Source organism: Paenarthrobacter sp. Y-19 (genome assembly GCF_029223985.1).
In the GTDB taxonomy this organism is placed as follows: Bacteria; Actinomycetota; Actinomycetes; order Actinomycetales; family Micrococcaceae; genus Arthrobacter; species Arthrobacter nicotinovorans.
On the sequence record NZ_CP119414.1, the window covers coordinates 1,765,902 to 1,784,069 of the forward strand.

General features: G+C 62.3%; 15 protein-coding genes. 11 read left to right on the forward strand and 4 right to left on the reverse strand.

Features of this window, described 5'->3' with window-relative positions; genetic code table 11:
- Window positions 1-14: 14 nt before the first annotated feature.
- Both PYR64_RS08170 and PYR64_RS08175 read left to right on the forward strand, forming a co-directional pair.
- A complete protein-coding gene (locus PYR64_RS08170) occupies window positions 15-1,043 on the forward strand; it encodes a TerC family protein (RefSeq protein ID WP_018777540.1) in 1,029 nt (342 codons plus the stop codon).
- A gap of 27 nt (window positions 1,044-1,070) precedes the next feature.
- A complete protein-coding gene (locus PYR64_RS08175) occupies window positions 1,071-2,399 on the forward strand; it encodes an MFS transporter (RefSeq protein ID WP_275779352.1) in 1,329 nt (442 codons plus the stop codon).
- A gap of 15 nt (window positions 2,400-2,414) precedes the next feature.
- On the opposite strand, the gene PYR64_RS08180 is transcribed toward PYR64_RS08175, so the two are convergent.
- Genes PYR64_RS08180 through PYR64_RS08190 form a run of 3 tightly spaced genes read right to left on the reverse strand, consistent with a single transcriptional unit; the run spans window position 2,415 to window position 5,129 of the window.
- Entirely contained in the window at window positions 2,415-3,731 is a 1,317-nt protein-coding gene (locus tag PYR64_RS08180) for an alpha/beta fold hydrolase (RefSeq protein ID WP_064722279.1), read from the reverse strand.
- A 13-nt stretch (window positions 3,732-3,744) separates the two neighbouring features.
- Window positions 3,745-4,257, reverse strand: coding sequence for a GNAT family N-acetyltransferase (locus PYR64_RS08185; RefSeq protein WP_018777543.1), 513 nt, complete (start codon window positions 4,255-4,257; stop codon window positions 3,745-3,747).
- A 29-nt stretch (window positions 4,258-4,286) separates the two neighbouring features.
- Window positions 4,287-5,129 (reverse strand): CoA transferase, encoded by an 843-nt coding sequence (locus PYR64_RS08190; RefSeq protein WP_275779354.1) that lies wholly within the window; start codon window positions 5,127-5,129, stop codon window positions 4,287-4,289.
- Between the two features lie 300 nt (window positions 5,130-5,429).
- Here PYR64_RS08190 and PYR64_RS08195 point away from each other — a divergent pair, with 300 nt between their 5' ends.
- Window positions 5,430-5,699 (forward strand): hypothetical protein, encoded by a 270-nt coding sequence (locus tag PYR64_RS08195; protein WP_275779356.1) that lies wholly within the window; start codon window positions 5,430-5,432, stop codon window positions 5,697-5,699.
- Here the strand turns inward: PYR64_RS08195 and PYR64_RS08200 are convergent.
- Complete coding sequence (locus PYR64_RS08200) at window positions 5,696-8,230, reverse strand: DEAD/DEAH box helicase (RefSeq protein ID WP_018777545.1); 2,535 nt, start codon at window positions 8,228-8,230, stop codon at window positions 5,696-5,698. The two genes, PYR64_RS08195 and PYR64_RS08200, sit on opposite strands and share 4 nt — an antisense overlap.
- A gap of 70 nt (window positions 8,231-8,300) precedes the next feature.
- Between PYR64_RS08200 and PYR64_RS08205 the strand changes: the two genes are divergently transcribed.
- The 8 genes from PYR64_RS08205 to yvcK all read left to right on the forward strand — a co-directional run bounded on the left by PYR64_RS08205 (window position 8,301) and on the right by yvcK (window position 18,168).
- The gene (locus PYR64_RS08205; RefSeq protein WP_275779358.1) at window positions 8,301-9,080 is read left to right on the forward strand and encodes a trans-aconitate 2-methyltransferase; all 780 of its coding nucleotides are present in this window, start codon (window positions 8,301-8,303) and stop codon (window positions 9,078-9,080) included.
- A 148-nt stretch (window positions 9,081-9,228) separates the two neighbouring features.
- A complete protein-coding gene (locus tag PYR64_RS08210; protein ID WP_018777547.1) occupies window positions 9,229-9,609 on the forward strand; it encodes a GntR family transcriptional regulator in 381 nt (126 codons plus the stop codon).
- A gap of 65 nt (window positions 9,610-9,674) precedes the next feature.
- Complete coding sequence (uvrA, locus tag PYR64_RS08215) at window positions 9,675-12,602, forward strand: excinuclease ABC subunit UvrA (protein WP_275779360.1); 2,928 nt, start codon at window positions 9,675-9,677, stop codon at window positions 12,600-12,602.
- Window positions 12,603-12,663: 61 nt separating this feature from the next.
- Window positions 12,664-13,380: an HAD hydrolase-like protein gene (locus tag PYR64_RS08220; protein WP_275779362.1), complete on the forward strand. Its 717-nt coding sequence runs from the start codon at window positions 12,664-12,666 to the stop codon at window positions 13,378-13,380.
- Entirely contained in the window at window positions 13,367-14,035 is a 669-nt protein-coding gene (locus tag PYR64_RS08225; RefSeq protein WP_018777550.1) for a lysophospholipid acyltransferase family protein, read from the forward strand. The genes PYR64_RS08220 and PYR64_RS08225 overlap by 14 nt, the downstream gene beginning before the upstream one ends.
- Before the next feature lie 57 nt (window positions 14,036-14,092).
- Window positions 14,093-16,108, forward strand: a complete 2,016-nt coding sequence (gene uvrC, locus PYR64_RS08230) for an excinuclease ABC subunit UvrC (RefSeq protein WP_275779365.1) — start codon at window positions 14,093-14,095, stop codon at window positions 16,106-16,108.
- A gap of 117 nt (window positions 16,109-16,225) precedes the next feature.
- On the forward strand, window positions 16,226-17,149 hold the full coding sequence (rapZ, locus tag PYR64_RS08235) for an RNase adapter RapZ (RefSeq protein WP_018777552.1): 924 nt from the start codon (window positions 16,226-16,228) through the stop codon (window positions 17,147-17,149).
- Complete coding sequence (gene yvcK / locus PYR64_RS08240; protein WP_018777553.1) at window positions 17,149-18,168, forward strand: uridine diphosphate-N-acetylglucosamine-binding protein YvcK; 1,020 nt, start codon at window positions 17,149-17,151, stop codon at window positions 18,166-18,168. Before rapZ ends, yvcK begins: the two co-directional genes overlap by 1 nt.

Consider the following 18,168-nt stretch of genomic DNA (forward strand, 5'->3'; position numbering starts at 1 on the left):
CGAAAGGCCCTTTAATGGAGCTCCCTGTCTGGTTCGAGGTCGGCTCGTTTGTCGTCCTCGGAATTATCCTCGCTGTCGACCTGCTGTTGGTCGTCAAGCGCCCCCACGAACCCTCGATGAAGGAAGCCGGCCTGTGGGTCGCTTTCTACGTGGCCTTGGCCATGGTGTTCGCCGGAGCCATGTTCTACTTCACGGGCCCCGAGTACGGAAGCCAGTTCATTGCGGGCTGGGTGACTGAATACAGCCTCAGCATCGACAACCTGTTCGTGTTCATCATCATCATGGCCCGGTTCGCTGTGCCTCGTAAGTACCAGCAGGAAGTGCTGATGGTGGGCATCATCATCGCCTTGGTGCTCCGAGGTATCTTCATCGCCCTGGGCGCCGTGGTGATCGAACAGTTCAGCTGGGTGTTCTACATCTTCGGCGCTTTCCTTCTGTGGACCGCCTGGAAGCAAGCCAAGGACTCCGGTGAGGATGAGGAAGAAGGGGCCGAGAACCCTTTGATTGCCCGCCTTCGCAGGGTGCTTCCCATGTCTGAGAAGTTCGACGGCGGCAAGTTGCGGACCACTGTCAACGGCAAGAAGGTCTTCACCCCCATGCTGATCGTCTTCGTGACCATCGGCCTGACCGACCTCTTGTTCGCCGTGGACTCCATCCCCGCGATCTTCGGCCTGACCCAAAGTGCCTTCATCGTTTTCACAGCCAACATTTTCGCGTTGATGGGCCTTCGTCAGCTCTACTTCCTGTTGGGCGGACTCATGACCCGCTTGGTCTATCTGAAGCACGCCTTGTCGGTAATCCTGGCGTTCATCGGCGTCAAGCTTGTCCTGCACGCCATGCATGTCAACGAACTTCCCTTCATCAACGGCGGCCACCACATCGAGTGGGCTCCGGAGATCCCCACGTACGTGTCGCTGGCGGTCATCGTCGGTACCATCGTCGTGGCCGTAGTGGCCAGCCTTCTCAGCCCCGCAGCACGCCAGGCCAAGATTGATGCCCGGCTTGAGGAAGACGCACGAAAGAGCTTGAGCGAAGCAGAGTAACTTCATCGAAAGTTGTAGTCTCATGGGGTGACTACCTCCCCAACTACGGCGCTGGACCCACAACGGGTTCAGCGCCGTAGTGTTTTCCTGCTCAGTGCGTCCCAGCTCCTCAGCGGAGTTGGCAATGGAGCGACGCTTTCCATTGGCTCCCTGCTGGCTGTTGATCTGTCCGGCTCCGAGGCATGGGCAGGTTCCATCACTACCGTGTTGACCCTGGCGGCCGCCATTGCCGCCCTTCCGCTGGCGCGGCTGGCCGAAGCACGTGGACGCCGGGTGGGTCTGGTCACCGGCTTGGTAGCTGCCATGATCGGGGCACTCCTGTTCATAGTCGCCGTGATGGCCAGGTCATTCCCCGTCCTGATACTGGGGGCAGCCTTCCTGGGCCTGGGCACTGCGGCAAACCTCCAGGCGCGGTTTGCTGCCGTAGACCTCGCCGAGCCCGAACATCGCGGCAGGTCCCTGTCCACAGTGGTCTGGGCCATCACCATCGGAGCGGTTGCCGGGCCGAACCTCATCCAGCCAGGTGCCTTGGTGGGACAGGCTCTTGGGTTGCCGCCCATTGCTGGCCCCTTTGTCTTTTCCGCGGCAGGGCTCTTGCTGGCGGCGCTGCTTCTGTTCCTCGGGCTCAGGCCGGATCCCTTGTTGCTTGCCAGGCGGCTGGCATCAAGCGCCCACGATTCGGGCGGTACCGGGAGCATCCCCGTCAGGGGCACTGTCAGGTCCGGCCTACGGGCCGTTCGTTCCTCCCCGCAGGCCCTTCTGGCACTGGCCGCTGTTATCGCCGCCCACGGGGTCATGGTGGCGGTCATGTCCATGACGCCTCTTCACCTCCAGCAGCTGGTGGACGGATCCCATGCCGGCCACCACGGGGGAACCACCGACAGTACGGATGCTCTGGTGATTATCGGGGTCACCATTTCGCTTCATATTGCCGGCATGTTCGCCTTGTCGCCGGTGTGGGGATGGCTGACGGACAAGGCCGGCCGGCTGCAGACCATTGCCATCGGGCACGGCCTGCTGCTGGTGGCCGTGTTCATCGCCGGCTTCGGGCAGCACGAACCCACGCTTGTCACCGCAGGATTGATCCTTCTGGGCCTGGGTTGGTCCGCAGCCACCATCGCTGGTTCGACGATGCTGGCTGAGAGCGTCAGTCAGGATGAGCGGGTCACCGTCCAAGGAGTCTCGGACACCTTGATGGGCGCTGCGGGGGCAATCGGGGGTGCCACCTCCGGCCTTCTCCTCGCGTGGATTGGCTACCAGGGCCTCAACGTGGCGTCCAGCTTAGTGGCTGCAGCAGTCCTTGCCCTGACTCTGGCCATGGCTCTTCGGCGCCGCCCGGGCGTGAGCAGCCGCTGAAGCTCAGCCAAGCGGTCAGCGTGCGCCACGGACCATGCCCAAAAGCCGTTTGAAGATGCCTTCACCATCTTCCGCGATACCGTCGTGGTGGAAATCGGACGTAACCCATGCCTGGAGCCCGCGAACGGCCGCAGCGGTTTCAAGTGACAAATCGTGGTCCACGTAGATGTCATCCTTGTACACTGCCGCAGCCACGGGAACCGGGTTCGCGGCCAAGGCGGCGGTGTCGTACAGCGGCTTCCAATCTTTGCGGGCGGCAAGGATTTCCGCTACGTCGCGCAGGGGTGCAAGGGAGGGGTCCTGTTCGAAATACCAGGGATAAACCATTTCCCCGGTGAGCAGCGGCTGTTCGGCGCCTGGCTCGAACTCCGGATAATCCTCCAGGACCCGCCACGCCGCCCAGTTGGTTGCCTCGCCCTGACCATAGATTGATTCATGCAGCACAGCGTAAAGGGGGTTGGCAGCCCTGCTGACAAGGCTTCGTACTTGCTCGAGGAACACTTCTGAGAGTCGCTCCCCGTCCAAGGTGTCGATGAACGCATCCTCCAGCAGATAGTGAAGCGAATCCACGCGGGTGTTACCTCCCAGGAACGATCCGACCATTTGGAACCGTTCCGGGGTCAACCGCTCACCGCTTGCCAGGAACTCGGGAGTCTTTTCCAAGTGCCGGACGATCCGGGTGACCCGTTCACGGTCTTCCGGGTACCAACCGAAGTATTCGGCGTTCCGTGCAGCAACGCGCTTGAAGGTCGCCTGGTAGACCCGGTCAGCGGGTCCTTCCAAGGGAGCCAGGCCTCCGGTGATCAGGACCTCGCGCAAACCCTCCGGCGCGAAGGACAGATAGGTCAAGGCACAGAACCCGCCGAAGGATTGGCCCATGACGGTCCAAGGGCCCGAGCCCAGGACGCCACGGATAAATTCTGCATCGGCAACAATCGAATCGGCCCGGAAGTGCGTCAGGTACTCAGCCTGGGCAGCAGCGTCGCCACGAAGCTCCAGCGTTTGCCGTTCAACGGGGGTGGAAAGACCGGTGCCGCGTTGGTCGAGCATCAGGATGCGGAAATCCCGTGCGGCTGCCTTCATCCAGCCGGCCAGGGAGGTGACCCGGTTCCCGCGTCCACCCGGACCTCCCTGCAGGAACAGCAGCCACGGCAGCTTGGACGCTTCTTCCGCGGTATGCGCCGTAGAGGAGTACTCCCGGGCAAAAACGGTGATCGTTTCACTGGTGGCTTCGTTGGCACCGGGGGAATGCACCAGGGGGACGGTGAAGTAGTGTTCAACCGTGCGTACGCCACGGAATTCGTGGCGGTTCAGGACGGTGTGTTCCGGCATTGAGGAGTACGTTTCAGCCACGGGCAAACGATTCCTCTGACTGTCCGGCCTTCGTGCCAAAAGCTTCCAGGGCCTCTCCAGTGAGGCGGAAAGTGGACCATTCCTCCATGGGGAACGCGCCGAGTTTTTTATAGAAATTGATGGACGGTTCGTTCCAGTTCAGGACGCTCCATTCCACACGGGCGTAACCACGTTCGACGGCGGTCGCTGCCAAGTACTGAAGAAGCGCCTTCCCATGGCCCTCACCACGGGCGTCGGGTTCGACGTAAAGATCCTCCAGGTAGATGCCGTGGACGCCTTCCCAGGTGGAGTAGTTCAAGAACCACAGCGCGAACCCCTGCACGGTGCCGGCAGCGTTTTCCGCGATCGTGGCAAAGACCCGCGGGTTCTCGCCAAACAGCACCTCCGTGAGCCTTTCCGGGGTGTTCTTGACGGCGTCCGGCTCCTTTTCATAGATCGCCAGATCGTGGATCATGCGCAGGATCGCGGGGACATCGTCAACAGTGGCTTGGCGGATAACACTCATGCATTCGAGCTTACTAAAGGAAGCCCGCCTTACTGGCTCCACGCCACAGGGGATGTTCCATACCGCACAGGCGGCCGGCGATACTGCAGTTGCACGCCGTCCACCAACAGCGGCGGCCCCACGAACCGCAGCTGGCCATACGCACTCGGGGTCTCCCGATACGCAGGTTGGGGCAGCCGGGCGGCCTTTACGTCAGCTTGACGGGCCGGCAACCTGAACAGTTCCTCGGCGGTGCGTGCCAGCGACAAAGCCGCCATTCCTCCTGCCCCTGTCCTCAACCTCTCTGCCAACAGGGCCAGTACGGCAGCCGCCACTCCGTAGCCTGTTGCGTGGTCCAGGGCCTGCACCGGCAGCGCACCTGGCTTCCACCCGTCGTCGTCCAGGTGCCCGTATTCTTCGGCGATGCCGCAGGCCGCCTGTACCAGGCTGTCGAAACCGCGCCGTTGTCTCCACGGCCCCGCGCTTCCCCAAGCCGACAGGGTCGCCACCACGAGGTCCGGCTTCCCGGCCAACAGGGTTTCAGCTCCCAGGCCAAATCTGTCCAGGCCGCCGTTGCGGTAACCCGTCACGACGACGTCCGCGGTGGAGATCAGGTCTTTGACGGTCTCCAGTCCGGCAGCGTTCCCCAGGTCGGCCACGGCAGATCGCTTATCGAAACCGCCATCCACGAAAGCCTCCTCCAATTCCGGGAGGCCCGGAGGATCGATCCGCAGGACATCGGCTCCGAGCGCTCCGAGGAGCCGGGTCGCCGTCGGGCCTGCAATGACGCGGGTCAGGTCCAGAACCCGCAGGCCGGTGAGTGGCCGTTCAGGGTCCTTGGATGGCTTCCACGCGGCTGAGGCAGAAGAAACTGGTGAGGTGGTTGACGACATCTGCAGGGCGGTTGATGGGAGAAACCGGATCCACGGTTCATCAGAGAGCGCGCGGTGCATGGCGGAGGAGACCATTCGCCACGGCGTCGGACCGCCGTTGCCACGCCCCGGTTGGCGTTGGTGGCATCCTCGGCGTCCAGGGAGGTCATGGTCAGGAGTGCGTCGTCCACGTCCTGGGCGCTGTTCGCGCCCATCGCTTCCATCAGCCGCGCTGCGTGGTGAGGGTAGTTCGCGTGAAGGCGGATCCAGCCGTCCGAGGTCCGCCGAAAACCCGACGCCGGTGCGAAGCCCTGGGGTTTGGTGCCCGCGATCCGCAGGTGCGTCAGCGAATCGAACGAAGCAGCCACCGGCTCAGATGACGCTGAATACCTGCCCGCACAGCCTGTCAGGGCTTCCAGGGCAGTGGCTGCTGCCAACACTGAACCCAATGCAAGGCCCTCGACATCCAGCGCACCTTCCCACCAGCTTCTCAAACCCGGCAGGATCATCGTGGTCACGGGGGTTACCGAGCGCAAGGCCTCCAGGCTGCTGGTCAGGTCGGGGACGGGTTCCATGGCTTCTTCGGGCTAGAGCCTGTTGACGTCGGTCACGCGGACTACGGCTGTGCCACTCTCATCGGACGCCGCCAGATCCACTTCGGCCGAGATACCCCAGTCATGGTTTCCCGCGGGGTCGTCGAAAATCTGTCGGACCTTCCACAGGCCCGGCTCCTCCGTGATAATCAGCAAACCGGGTCCACGCGCGTCCGGGCCGGTCCCGATGTCATCGTGTTCGTCGAAGTAGTCGTCCAGAACTTCTTCCCACCGCCCGGCGTCCCAGCCGGCGTCGGCGTCGAGTTCTCCCAAGGCACTGGAATCCTCGTCTGCGAAAAGTTCAACTCTGCGGAACATCTCATTCCGGACCATCACCCGGAAGGCCCGGATGTTCGAGGTCAACAGTGGCGGCGGGGGAGGAGGCGCATCGTGCGGTGTCGGAGCCAGCCCGGAGGTCAGTTCCTCCCATTCGTCCAGCAGGCTCGAGTCAACCTGACGCACGAGTTCTCCGAGCCAGGCAATGAGGTCTTCAAGATCCTCGCGCAGCAGGTCCTGGGGAACGGTCTGCCGAAGTGCCCGGAAACCGTCCGCAAGGTATCGCAGGACGATGCCCTCCGAGCGTGCCAGGCCGTAGAACTGCACGAACTCGCCAAAGTTCATGGCGCGCTCATACATGTCCCGGATGATCGATTTTGGTGCGAGTTCGAAGTCGCCAACCCACGGCGCAGCTTTTCGATAGACCTCGAACGCCTCACCAAGAATCCCGGCCAACGGCATGGGATAGGTCACTTCGTCCAGCATGGCCATGCGCTGCTCATATTCGATGCCGTCCGCCTTCATGGCGGCAACAGCTTCCCCGCGGGCCTTCTTCTGCTGTGCGGAAAGAATCTGGCGCGGCTTCTCCAAGGTCGACTCAATGACTGAAACGACGTCCAGTGCGTAGGAAGGCGACTCCGGATCAAGCAGTTCCAAGGCTGCTAGAGCGAAGGGGGACAGCGGCTGGTTGAGGGCGAAGTTGGCTTGGAGGTGAACCGTCAGCCGAACCGACCGTCCTTCAGCTTCCTGCTCGTCCTCGGGGATTCGTTCAACAACCCCGGCAGCCAACAGCTCCCGGTAGATCCCCAGTGCTTTCTTCATCAGCCGAAGTTGTGCAGGGCGGCTCTCGTGGTTCTCGCTGAGCAACCGCCGGGTGGCTTGGAAGGGGTCGCCCGGACGCTCCATCAGGTTGAGCAGCATCGCGTGCGTAACGGTGAAACTGGACGTCAGCGGCTCAGGAATGGACTCGACGAGCTTCTTGAACGTGGGTTCGCCCCAGGACACGAATCCTTCCGGGGGCTTCTTCTTGACGACTTGCCGCAGCTTCTTCTGGTCATCACCGAACTTGGCAGTGGCCTTGGCCATGGCCTTGGTGTTCTCCACCACGTGATCCGGCGCCTGCACCACAACGGTGCCTGCGGTGTCGTAACCGGCGCGGCCGGCACGACCGGCAATCTGGTGGAACTCCCTCGAGTTAAGAGACCTGGTGCGTACGCCGTCGTACTTGCTCAAGGCCGTCAAGAGCACCGTCCTGATCGGAACGTTGATGCCCACGCCCAGCGTGTCCGTGCCACAGATGACCTTAAGCAGCCCGGCCTGGGCAAGCTGTTCCACCAAACGGCGGTATTTGGGCAGCATGCCCGCGTGGTGCACTCCGATGCCGTGGCGCACCAGCCGGTTGAGTGTCTTTCCAAAGCCTGCCGCGAACCGGAAGCCTGCGATCAGTTCGGCGATGCGATCCTTCTCGGCCCTGCTGCACATGTTGATGCTCATGAGGTTCTGGGCACGTTCGATGGCTTCGGCCTGGCTGAAGTGCACTACGTACACGGGAACCTGCTTGGTGGAGAGCAGCTCTTCCAGGCTCTCGTGGACCGGGGTCAGCTGGTAGTAGTAGTGCAGCGGTATAGGCCGCTCCGCGGAACTTACCGTTGTCGTAGTCCGGCCGGTCAGTTCCGTGAGGCCTGTTTCGAAGCGGGAGACGTCGCCAAGGGTGGCAGACATGAGGAGGAACTGGGCCTGGGGGAGTTCCAGGAGCGGCACTTGCCACGCCCAGCCGCGCTGGGGATCGGAGTAGAAGTGGAATTCGTCCATGACCACCGAGCCGAGTTCGGCCGCTGACCCTTCGCGGAGGGCTATGTTGGCCAGGATTTCCGCTGTGCAGCAGATGATGGGTGCATCCTGGTTGACGCCGGAATCGCCGGTGATCATTCCCACGTTTTCTGCACCGAAGATGTCGCACAAGGCAAAGAACTTCTCCGATACCAGTGCCTTGATGGGCGCCGTGTAGTAGCTGCGCTGGCCACGGGCCATGGCTTCGAAGTGGGCGGCGATGGCCACCAGGGACTTACCGGAACCTGTGGGCGTAGCAAGGATGACGTTGGCGCCGGAGGCGAGTTCCATGATCGCTTCATCCTGGGCCGGGTACAACTGCAGGCCACGGCTTTCAGTCCACTCGACAAACCGCGTGTAAATGTCATCCGGGTCCAGGGGACCTGTGGCGGTGGAACCAGGAAGCTGCTCAAGAAGTTTCATTGGTTTCCAGCTTAGTGCCCGGACAGTTTAGGCTCAGCCCAGCAGTGTTGCCCGGCTCCAGGAGGCTTTTATGAAGTGGAATCCATCCAAGTACGCCGAGTTCGGCAATCATCGGGACCGTCCGTTTCATGACCTGGTGGCGAGAATCCAAGCCGCTAAGCCCGGCCACGTGGTGGACCTGGGCTGCGGCCCTGGCAACATGACTGCCACTTTGGCGGACCGCTGGCCCGCGGCACACGTTGTTGGGATTGACTCGTCGCAGGAAATGCTGGCCAAAGCCGCGTCATTGACGGGTCATTACAGTGGGCTGTCCTTCAACCAGGGCGACATTGCTGAGTGGATGCCGGACAACGATGTCGACGTCGTGGTGACGAACGCTGCCCTCCAGTGGGTCCCCGGGCACCAGGAGATGCTCGCCGCCTGGCTCGAAGGGCTAAGGCCAGGCGCTTGGTTTGCCCTGCAGGTCCCGGGCAACTTTTCGTCGCCCTCCCACGCATTGATGCGTGAACTCGCCGGTTCGCCGCGATGGCGGACGCGACTGGATGGGGTCCTGCGGCACGATGACGCGGTGGGCAGTCCCGCGGACTACTTGGGCATAATGCTCGACGCCGGATGCTCGGCTGACGCATGGGAGACCACCTACCAGCAGGTACTTACGGGGGAGGATCCGGTGCTGGAATGGGTACGGGGCACAGGACTGCGACCCGTCCTTTCCGCCCTGCCCGCGCCCGAAGCCGACGCCTTCGAAAAGGAATACGCAGCCATGCTGCGCCAGGCCTACCCGTCGACGGCCCACGGTACGGTGTTTCCGTTCCGCCGTATTTTTGCGGTGGCGAGGAAGCACGCGTGAGCCGACATACATTTATGACCGGCCAGAGGAACACGCACCCCCATGTCTTGTCCCATGGTGGTGGCGCTGGTCTAATTCTCGGCATGGACCAAGGATGCAATCCGGATCTGCCGCCGACGGTGGCGCACGTGCCTGCCAGGAGCTCATCATGACGCCCGCAGGGGATTTCCCCGGGAGCTGGCGACCCAACGCCGGCAGTGCTGTGGCGCTCTTTGAACAGTTGAGGCTCCGCATCATCGAACTCGCAGATTCAGGCGTTCTCGCCGTGGGGTCGAAACTGCCGCCCGTCCGGAACCTGGCAGGTGTACTGGACGTGGCACCCCATACAGTCGCCCGGGCATATAAGGAGCTCGAAGCAGCCGGCGTTGTCGCTACCCGTGGACGCAACGGGACAGTAGTGTGTGCCCGCGATGACCGTTGGGGGGCGCTGGCCGAAGTTGCCGCCCAGTACGCAGCTGCTGCCAAGGCCCAAGGCGCTTCCTTCGCCGAGGCAGTGCAGCTTTTCGCTGCCGCTTACGACGCCGATTGATACCGATCGGTAGCATGTGAGGCACGACATGGAAATTCGAAGAAGTTTTCGATTAGCATTGGTGGGTGCCCAAAGCCTTAGCTGAAGATACAGCCATCGATTCCCTGAACAGCGCTTCCGTCGTTTCTGATAAAAAGCCAGCCAAGCCGGATCTGTCCCGCCTGGTGGTCAAGGGAGCCCGGGAACACAATCTGCGCAACGTGGATCTCGACCTCCCACGCGACGCCATGATCGTCTTCACCGGACTCTCTGGTTCCGGTAAGTCCTCCCTGGCTTTCGACACCATCTTCGCCGAAGGCCAGCGCCGGTACGTCGAATCATTGTCGGCGTATGCACGCCAGTTCCTTGGTCAGGTCGACAAGCCCGACGTTGACTTCATCGAAGGTCTCTCGCCTGCGGTGTCCATCGACCAGAAGTCCACCAGTAAGAACCCGCGTTCCACTGTGGGCACCATCACCGAAATCTACGACTACATGCGCTTGCTGTGGGCGCGCGTTGGCCGCCCGCACTGCCCGGTCTGCGGTGAGCCGATTACGCGGCAAACACCCCAGCAAATCGTCGACCAACTCCTGGAGTTGGAAACCGGCACCCGCTTCCAGGTCCTCGCTCCGGTCGTCCGCGGCCGGAAGGGTGAATTCGTTGACCTCTTCAAGGAGCTGACGGCCAAGGGTTACTCCCGTGCCCGGGTTGACGGCGAACTGGTCCAGTTGAACGATCCGCCCAAGTTGGGCAAGCAGTACAAACACACCATCGAAGTCGTTGTTGACCGCCTGGTGGTGAAGGAAGAGATCAGCCAACGGCTCACGGATTCCGTGGAGACTGCACTGGGCCTGGCCGAAGGCCGTGTGCTGGTTGAATTCGTGGACCTGGACGCTGAAGATCCCGCACGTATCCGTGCCTACTCCGAGAATCTGGCGTGCCCCAACGAGCACCCTCTGGCCATCGACGAGATCGAGCCGCGATCCTTCTCCTTCAACAACCCGTTCGGTGCCTGCTCTGCCTGCAGCGGCATCGGCACCAAGTTGGAAGTCGATGAGGAACTGATCGTTCCCAACCCGGAACTTTCGCTGGGCGAAGGCGCGATTGCTCCGTGGTCCCTGGGTACAGCTACCACGGAGTACTGGAACCGCCTCCTTGAAGGCCTCGCACACGAACTCGGCTTCTCCATGAAGACCCCGTGGGAGAAGCTCCCCAAGGATGTCCGGAACACGGTACTTCACGGCAAGGACCACAAGGTCGTAGTCCAGTACAAGAACCGTTTCGGACGTGAGCGCAAGTACAGCACCGGCTTCGAAGGAGCCATCCAGTACGTTCACCGGAAGCACGGTGAAACGGACTCTGACTGGGCCCGCGACCGGTACGAAGAGTACATGCGCCAAATTCCTTGCCCCGAGTGCAACGGAGCCCGCCTGAACCCGGCATCGCTGTCCGTACTGATCAACGGGAAGTCCATCGCCGAGGTGGCCGCGCTCCCGATGCGGGAATGCGCAGAGTTCCTCGGAAGCCTGACGCTGACCAACCGGGAAGCCCAGATCGCCAACCAGGTTCTCAAGGAGATCCAGGCCCGCCTGACGTTCCTTCTGGACGTTGGCCTGGAGTACCTCAATCTCGAGCGCCCTTCCGGCACGCTGTCCGGCGGCGAGGCCCAGCGCATCCGGCTGGCCACGCAAATTGGCTCGGGCCTGGTCGGCGTCCTGTACGTCCTGGACGAGCCCTCCATCGGCTTGCACCAGCGCGATAACCGACGCCTTATCGAGACCCTCACACGGCTTCGGGACCTGGGCAATACGCTCATTGTGGTCGAACACGACGAAGACACCATCCACGAGGCCGACTGGGTGGTGGACATCGGACCCGGCGCCGGCGAGCACGGTGGCCAGGTCGTCCACTCCGGTACCTACAAGGAACTCCTCGAAAACACGCAGTCCCTCACCGGTGACTATCTCGCCGGGCGCCGGAAGATCGATATTCCTGCCAAGCGCCGCAAGTACGACAAGAAGCGGGAGCTTAAGGTTGTTGGCGCCAGGGAGAACAACCTCAACAACGTTGACGCTACGTTCCCCCTCGGTCTGTTCACTGCGGTCACGGGTGTCAGTGGTTCGGGCAAGTCCACCTTGGTCAACGAGATCCTGTACAAGGTCCTCGCCAATAAGCTCAACGGAGCCAAGCAGGTAGCCGGACGCCACCGCTCCGTGGCCGGCCTGGAGCACTTGGACAAGGTAGTGCACGTCGACCAGAGCCCCATTGGCCGTACGCCGCGCTCCAACCCCGCCACCTACACCGGCGTGTTCGACAACATCCGCAAGCTGTTTGCGGAGACCACTGAAGCCAAGGTGCGCGGGTACCAGCCCGGTCGTTTCTCCTTCAACGTCAAGGGTGGCCGCTGCGAAGCCTGTTCCGGCGACGGCACGCTGAAGATCGAAATGAACTTCCTGCCTGACGTCTACGTTCCGTGCGAGGTCTGCCATGGGGCCCGGTACAACCGCGAGACGCTGGAGGTCCACTACAAGGGCAAGACCATCGCGGACGTCCTCAACATGCCCATTGAAGAAGGTGCGGAGTTCTTCGCCGCCTTCACTCCAATCGCACGGCATTTGAACACCCTTGTGGACGTTGGACTTGGCTACGTCCGGCTCGGCCAGCCTGCCACGACACTTTCCGGCGGCGAGGCCCAGCGCGTGAAGCTGGCTGCGGAGCTCCAGAAGCGTTCCAACGGCCGCAGCATCTACGTGCTGGACGAGCCCACCACGGGATTGCATTTCGAAGACATCAGGAAATTGCTGATGGTCCTCCAGGGCCTTGTGGACAAGGGCAACACCGTCATTACCATCGAGCACAACCTGGACGTCATCAAGTCGGCGGACTGGATCGTGGACCTTGGCCCCAATGGTGGTTCCGGCGGCGGACGAATCGTCGCGACCGGAACCCCGGAGCAAGTAGCGAAATCCACAGAGAGCCACACTGCCACCTTCCTGGCTGAGATTCTGGGTTAGAAGTATTCCGGTAGCGGCATGCGAGTTTCAGGCATGCCGCTACTCGTGAGAAACTAACCCGGTGACTCAAACAAAGGTGCCCGTAATATTCGATCTGGACGGCACCCTTGTCGATCCTGCCGGCGGTATCACCGGAGGCATTTCTCTCGCCCTCCAGGAAATGGGCCTTCCTGTTCCGGAACAGGCCGTACTGAATTCCATGGTGGGTCCCAAGCTCAGTGATTCCCTTCTGCGTTTGGCTGGCGTTCCCGGCGAATTGGTGGATGAGACCATTCACCGTTATCGGCGCCACTACAAGGAAACCGGTATTGGTCAAAGCCGGCTTTATCCGGGAGTCTTCGACCTCCTGGAGTTCTTTGCCGAAAGCGGCCGCCCCGTAGCGGTAGCCACGCAAAAGCCACAGTCCATTGCGCGGCTCGTCCTCGACCACCACCGGATCGCGGACTTCTTTGTTTCAATCCGTGGTGCTGCTGATGACGAGTCCGCGAAGGCAAACACGGCACCGGGGAAGGTCGCGATCGTCGGGGCAGCCCTCGCCGATCTGCATTCCCAACCAGCGGTCATGGTGGGGGACAGGCATCAGGACGTCGCCGGGGCGATGGCCAACGGATTGGACTGCATCGGCGTCAGCTGGGGTTTCGCACCTGACGGCGAACTTGAAGAAGCGGGCGCCGTGGCTGTTGTCAGCACGGCCCTTGAACTGCGTACGCGAATTGAAGAACTTGATGCTGTCCGTGCGGCGGCCCTTAGCGAGGTACAAAACGATGGCAGTCTTTGATGCGATCCGGTGGACAACCCGCGGACTGATCTCGTCCACATGCCGGCCAACAGTCATCGGACTTGAAAATGTCCCCAAAAGCGGACCTTTCATCGTGGCACCAAACCACCTTTCCTTTCTGGACAGCGTGATCGTCCAGGCCTTGATGCCGCGGCCCGTTGCGTTCTTTGCCAAGGCCGAGTACTTCACCACCAAAGGTGTTAAGGGCGCCGTGATGAAGTCGTTCTTTGAAGCCGTGGGTTCAATTCCCGTGGAGCGCGGGGAGCAGGCGGCCAGTGTGCAGGCACTCAAGACCCTCCTGGACATCCTCGAAGCCGGGAAGGGCATCGGCATCTACCCCGAGGGCACCCGCTCCCGGGACGGGATCCTTTACCGCGGCCGAACAGGAGTAGGCTGGCTGGCCTTGACCACGGGCGCCCCGGTGATACCCGTTGGCCTCATCGGCACGGAAAAGCTGCAACCTGCGGACAAGAACGCCGTCCGACCGCAGCACTTCACCATGAAGGTCGGCGAACCGCTCTATTTCGAGAAGACGGGCCCTGACCATTCCCTCCCGGCCCGCCGGGAGGTCACTGACAAGATCATGGACGCGATTGCACTGCTCAGCGGGCAGGAACGTTCTGGCAGCTACAACCAGAGCAAGTCGGTGGACTAGGCTTCCAGCGCACTGCACTGGCGTTTGACAGCCAGTCCGGTTCACTAGACTGGACGTGTGGCAGATCCATCAACTTACCGACCCCGGACCGGTGAAATCCCCACTACCCCGGGTGTCTATCGCTTCCGTGACCCCCATGGCCGGGTCATCTACGTGGGCAAAGCGAAGAACCTCCGTTCAAGGCTGAACTCTTACTTTGCCAACCCTGCGGGGCTGCTCCCCAAGACCCATGCGATGGTCCATGCAGCCAGCAGTGTTGAATGGACCGTGGTGGGCAGCGAGCTGGAGTCCCTGCAGCTTGAGTACACCTGGATCAAGGAATTCAAGCCTCGGTTCAATGTTGTTTTCCGCGACGACAAGACCTATCCCTACCTGGCCGTGACCATGGGGGAGAAATTCCCCCGGGTACAGGTCATGCGTGGCGAACGCAGGAAGGGCACCCGCTATTTCGGTCCCTATACGGCGGGGGCCATCAGGGAAACCATGGATACGCTCCTCAGGGTTTTCCCGGTCCGAAGCTGCAGCCCGGGAGTCTTCAAGCGGGCCGAAGCCTCCGGACGGCCCTGCCTGCTGGGGTATATCGACAAATGCTCCGCGCCCTGCGTGGGCCGTGTGACTCCTGACGAGCATCGGGGGCTGGCCGAGGATTTTTGTTCCTTCATGGGCGGCGAGGCCAAGCGCTTCATCAGCCGTTTGGAAAAAGACATGGCAGCAGCCGTGGCGGAACTCGATTACGAGCGTGCTGCCGGGCTCCGTGATGACATCATTGCTTTGCGCAAGGTCTTCGAGCGCAACGCCGTGGTCCTTGCAGAGGATACTGATGCCGACGTCTTCGCACTGCACGATGACGAACTGGAAGCATCGGTCCAGGTGTTCCACGTCCGTGGAGGCCGGGTCCGCGGCCAGCGCGGCTGGGTGGTGGAGAAGGTGGAAGATGCCACTACCCCGGAACTGATTGAACATCTTCTCCAGCAGGTTTACGGCGAAGACAGCGAGGTTCAAGGCAGGATCCCCCGGGAAGTCCTGGTTCCGGAGAACCCCAGCAACCATGCCGAACTGACTGAATGGCTTGGCGGACTCCGTGGCGCCAAAGTGGACATCCGGGTTCCGCAGCGCGGGGACAAGGCCGCATTGATGTCCACGGTCCGTGAGAATGCCGAACAAGCCCTCAAACTCCACAAGACGCGGCGCGCGGGAGACATCACCGTCCGGTCCCTCGCGCTCCAGGAACTCCAGGAAGCCCTGGACATTCCGGTTCCCTTGCTGCGCATCGAGTGTTTCGATATTTCCCATGTCCAGGGCACCAACGTAGTGGCTTCCATGGTGGTGGTCGAAGACGGGCTTCCCAAGAAGGCCGACTACCGCAAGTTCTCCATCACGGGCGCGGCCGCTGCCGATGACACCGCGGCGATGCACGACGTCCTCACGCGGCGGTTCAAGCACTACCTGACGGACAAGGCCGCCCAGGTACCGGTCGTTTCGGGCGAGATCGTCAACCCCACCCGGTCCGTGTCCAGCGGCATGACGGACCCAACGACGTCGGATGCCACGGTCCCGGCGCCCAAGGCCAAGTTTGCCTACCCGCCCAACCTCGTGGTGGTCGACGGCGGTCAGCCGCAGGTGAACGCAGCCGCGCGAGCCCTCGCCGAAGTTGGCATCGACGACGTCTACGTCGTGGGACTCGCCAAGAGACTGGAAGAGGTCTGGCTTCCCGACAGCGACTTCCCGGTCATCCTGCCGCGGACTTCCCAAGGGCTGTACCTCCTTCAGCGTATCCGCGATGAAGCGCACAGGTTCGCCATCACCTTCCACCGGCAAAAACGCGGCAAGGCAATGACGGTGTCGGTACTGGACGGAGTGCCAGGCCTCGGTGAGGCCAAGCGGAAGGCCCTCGTGTCGCACTTTGGGTCGCTTAAGAAAATCAAGGCAGCCTCGGTTGAGGAACTGACGTCCGCCAAGGGCATCGGTCCAGCCCTGGCCACCGCAGTGGTCCAGCACTTGGGTTCCACTGCCGCGGATGGGGAGACCGCTCCCGCAGTGAACATGACAACCGGCGAAATCATCGAATCTTAGCTAGGGTAAGAACTTGGCCGCTGCGGCAATTTCCGGCGCTGCGGTCAAGGGGTGCTCCGCCGTGTCCGGCGGGTGGCACAGGCAGCTATGACACTTCCGAAGAAACGGGGACAACTGATGGATGAGGCAATGGCTGGGTCCGGCACGGAGCAGGACGGCCTGACGCCAGTCAAGCCACCGGAGGCGGAGCTCCTGGTCGTCACCGGCATGTCGGGAGCGGGGCGCAGCACTGCGTCCGATGCCCTTGAGGACCACGGCTGGTACGTGGTGGACAACCTGCCTCCCCAGATGCTGGGCACCCTGGCTGAGATTGTCTCGCATGCTCCCAAGTCCATTCCCAAACTGGCAGTCGTGGTGGATGTCCGAAGCAAGGATCTCTTCACGGACATCCAAACGGCCTTGGGTGCGTTGAGCGCCAGCGGGATTACTTTCCGCGTGCTGTTCCTCGATGCCAATGACGATGTCCTCGTCCGCCGCTTCGAGCAGGGCCGGCGTCCGCACCCGCTGCAAGGCGGAGGCCGGATCCTCGACGGGATCGGCATCGAGCGGGAGGTCCTGCGCGAACTGCGCGAACACGCCGATGTAGTGCTGGACACCTCGGAGTTCAACGTCCACGGCCTGGCTACCGCCATCACCGAGCTCTTCAGCGACACGGGACCTGTGACTCTGCGGCTCAATGTCATGAGCTTCGGATTCAAATACGGACTGCCTGTCGACGCAAACTTCGTGGCCGACGCCCGCTTTATCCCCAATCCCCACTGGGTGCCGCAACTCCGTCCCCACACCGGCCTGGACGAGGACGTGAGTGACTACGTGCTCGGCGCAGAGGGCGTGCAGGAATTCGTGGATCGTTATGTCCGGGCCCTGGAGCCTGTTCTGGACGGCTACCGCCAGGAGAACAAGCACTATGCAACCCTTGCCGTTGGCTGCACAGGAGGAAAGCATCGTTCGGTGGCTGTCGCCGTCGAGCTTTCCAAGCGCCTGGCCCAGTTTCCCCGCGTGACCGTAACCACCACCCACCGCGACCTGGGACGTGAGTAGTGGGTGTCCTGACGGGCCCGCTGCCCCTCATACCGCCCAAGGGAGTCCCCGGCAGCCAGCAGAAGAAGAGCCCGTCCGTGGTGGCTCTCGGCGGTGGGCACGGCCTGGCAGCGTCACTTTCGGCCCTCCGGCTGCTTACCTCGGAGCTGACTGCCATTGTCACGGTGGCAGACGACGGCGGATCGTCCGGGCGTTTGCGTGAGGAGTACGGCGTCCTCCCGCCCGGCGATCTGCGGATGGCGCTGAGCGCCCTCTGTGACGACACCGACTGGGGCCGCACCTGGCGTGATGTCATGCAGCATCGTTTCGACGCCGGAGGCAAGGCCAAGGGCGGCTCGTTGGACAACCACGCCATGGGCAACCTCCTCATCGTCACGCTGTGGGAGCTTCTGGGGGATACGGTTGCCGGCCTCAAATGGGCCGGCGCCCTTCTGGGCGCCCGCGGCCAGGTGCTTCCGATGTCCAGCATTCCGTTGACCATCGAGGGCAAGGCACGCACGGAACTTCCCGACGGGAGCCACCAACTGCAGACTGTGCGCGGGCAAGCGAAGTGCGCTGTCGCGGGCAAACTGGAAGAGGTCAAGCTGTTTCCCGAGGATGCCCCGGCATGCACGGAAGCCCTGACGGCAATAGAGCTCGCAGACTGGGTGATCCTTGGACCTGGCTCCTGGTACACCTCCGTGCTGCCCCACTTGCTGCTTCCCGAGCTGCGCCAAGCGCTCGGTGACACCGCCGCCAAGCGTTGCTTGACCATGAATCTGGACGTGGAGACCAAAGAGACCTCCGGCATGACCGCCGCAGACCACCTGGACGTCCTTCGGCGCTACGCCCCGGAGTTCAGTGTGGACGTCGTGCTTGCCGACCCGGCTGCCATCCAGGACCTCAAGGCCTTCGAAAAGGCCGCCGGGATGATCGGAGCCGAAGTGGTGTTGGGTAGAGTAGGGGCGTCGAGGCGCCGCCCAGTCCATGACCCATTGCTGCTGGCAGCGGCTTACCACGATATTTTCGGGAACAGTTAG

Excerpts from the sequence above, each read along its gene's own strand:
- PYR64_RS08180 (WP_064722279.1), bottom strand. The coding sequence starts at position 3,731 with ATGCCGGAACACACCGTCCTGAACCGCCACGAATTCCGTGGCGTACGC.
- PYR64_RS08205 (WP_275779358.1), top strand. The coding sequence starts at position 8,301 with ATGAAGTGGAATCCATCCAAGTACGCCGAGTTCGGCAATCATCGGGAC.
- PYR64_RS08225 (WP_018777550.1), top strand. The coding sequence starts at position 13,367 with ATGGCAGTCTTTGATGCGATCCGGTGGACAACCCGCGGACTGATCTCG.
- PYR64_RS08210 (WP_018777547.1), top strand. The coding sequence starts at position 9,229 with ATGACGCCCGCAGGGGATTTCCCCGGGAGCTGGCGACCCAACGCCGGC.
- PYR64_RS08190 (WP_275779354.1), bottom strand. The coding sequence starts at position 5,129 with ATGTCGTCAACCACCTCACCAGTTTCTTCTGCCTCAGCCGCGTGGAAG.
- rapZ (WP_018777552.1), top strand. The coding sequence starts at position 16,226 with ATGGATGAGGCAATGGCTGGGTCCGGCACGGAGCAGGACGGCCTGACG.
- PYR64_RS08200 (WP_018777545.1), bottom strand. The coding sequence starts at position 8,230 with ATGAAACTTCTTGAGCAGCTTCCTGGTTCCACCGCCACAGGTCCCCTG.
- PYR64_RS08185 (WP_018777543.1), bottom strand. The coding sequence starts at position 4,257 with ATGAGTGTTATCCGCCAAGCCACTGTTGACGATGTCCCCGCGATCCTG.
- PYR64_RS08170 (WP_018777540.1), top strand. The coding sequence starts at position 15 with ATGGAGCTCCCTGTCTGGTTCGAGGTCGGCTCGTTTGTCGTCCTCGGA.